This is a genomic window from Bradyrhizobium sp. PRIMUS42, from assembly GCF_023006515.1.
Lineage (GTDB): Bacteria > Pseudomonadota > Alphaproteobacteria > Rhizobiales > Xanthobacteraceae > Bradyrhizobium.
On sequence record NZ_JALBGZ010000981.1, the window covers coordinates 1 to 1856 of the forward strand.

A 1856-nucleotide genomic window follows, 5' to 3' on the forward strand; every position below is an offset into this window, starting at 1 on the left:
TTTTGGCGCCGCGCGCGAGCACGTCGGTCAGGCCGTGCAGGTGCTTGGGATTGCCTTGCGGCAGCACGAGACCCTGCTCGCGGCGCACGAACGCCACCAGCACCGCATCATGCAGGTCGGGAGCTGCGCGCAGCGCTTCGACACTGGCATCGCCGGCGAGATCGTCGGAAGCATCCAGGCCGTGGAAGTGCACCGCCGCCGCCATCACCTCGTTGCGCTGCAGGCGCTCGAGCCCGCGCATGCTGCCCTCGCTCATCGATCCCAGGCCGGATCCGGACTCGCGCAGGCTCCAATCCAGCAGTTCGTCCTGGCTGCCGCCCACGACCGGCGGCGGCTCCGCGATCAGCATGCCGGCCGGACGCGCAAGGCCCGACAGCACCCAGAGATCGAGTTCGTGCCGTGGGAAGAGCCACTTCCCGGTCACCTTGGTGCAGGGGATCGCGCCGGTGGTGACGAGTTCGTAAAGTTTGCGTTCGCCGAGCCGAAGGTAATCGGCGGCTTCGCTGGTCGTCAGGAATTCCATCCTGCATTCCTATGCAAATTCTTGCTTCTTTTTGACGTCTAACGCAGGTGCAATTCTGCATTTCAATTTGTGTCCCCGGGAACCATGCCTGATGATCTCGCTGCTTTGCAACACATCCGCGCGCGCGATGTCTGCTTTGGTGAACGATCTCAAAGCGTGCGTGCTTGCCGAAATTTCCCGACTGCGGAGCGCAAGGCAGCAGATGCGTCACGAGTGCGGCGCAATCGCTCGCCATCATGACTACGTCTTATTCAATGGGAACCCGATCATGGCCGTCCGCCGCCTCTCCGTTGCATTCGCGCTCTTCTGCGGCCTCGCCGCGGGCGTTGCGGCGTCATCCGCGGAGGACCGCGCGATCGTGCTGGCCTCGACCACATCGACGCAGGATTCCGGCCTGCTCGACTATCTGCTGCCGATCTTCCAGGACAAGACCGGCATCGAGGTGACCGTGATCGCGCGGCGTGCCGATGAGGTGCTCAACGGGCCGCGACGGGGCGAGGCCGACGTCGTGCTGATGCACGCGCGGCCGCAGGAGGAGAAATTCGTCGCCGACGGGTTTGGCGTGAAGCGCTTCAACGTGATGTACAACGACTATGTGCTGATCGGGCCGAAGAGCGATCCGGCAGCCGTGAAGGGCAAGGATATCGTGACGGCGCTGAAGGCGATCGAAGCCAAAGGCGCGCCGTTCGTGACGCGCGGCGATCGGTCGGGCACCCACGCCGCGGAGCTCGCGCTATGGATCGTCGCCGGCATCGACATCGGCGCTGCCAAGGGCGCCTGGTATCGCGAGGTCGGGCAGGGCATGACCTCGGCCCTCGACGCCGCGCGCGCCGCGAATGCCTATGTGCTGTCGGACCGCGGCAGCTGGATCTCGTTCAGGGATCGCGGCGATCTCGACATCGTCGTCGAAGGCGACCGGCGGCTGCTCAATCAGTACGGCGTGATGCTGGTGAACCCAGAGAAGTTTCCGAACGTGAAGAAGGATCTCGCGCAGACCTTCATCGACTGGCTGACCTCGCCGGAGGGGCAGACGGCGATCGCCGGCTACAAGGTCGACGGGCAGCAGCTGTTCTTCCCGAATTCGGACCGGTCGGGCGGTTGAGGCCAGCATCGCCGGCGGTTGCCAAAGCGGGCGATGCATGGTCCACCATGGCGCATGACCCAGCGCCTGCCGCCCTCGCTCACGCCGCTCGAGATCGCGCTCGCCGCGTTGCTGAACGGGCTCGAGCCGGTTGCACCGGTGGAGTTGCCACTGACCGACGCCGGCCGCAGACAGCGAGAAGCCGAACGTTGCCAGGAAGTCCGCATCGACCTTGTTCTTGCTGGCCGAGCC

General features: G+C 65.2%; 2 protein-coding genes. One reads left to right on the top strand and one right to left on the bottom strand.

Annotated features, from left to right (window positions below):
- Positions 1 to 523: substrate-binding domain-containing protein (locus tag MOV75_RS36525; protein WP_247007810.1), on the bottom strand; the 523-nt coding region annotated here is incomplete at its 3' end.
- Between the two features lie 268 nt (positions 524 to 791).
- Here MOV75_RS36525 and MOV75_RS36530 point away from each other — a divergent pair.
- A complete protein-coding gene (locus MOV75_RS36530) occupies positions 792 to 1625 on the top strand; it encodes a substrate-binding domain-containing protein (protein ID WP_246932339.1) in 834 nt (277 codons plus the stop codon).
- The last annotated feature ends 231 nt before the right edge of the window (positions 1626 to 1856 follow it).

Excerpts from the sequence above, each read along its gene's own strand:
- MOV75_RS36530 (WP_246932339.1), top strand. The coding sequence starts at position 792 with ATGGCCGTCCGCCGCCTCTCCGTTGCATTCGCGCTCTTCTGCGGCCTC.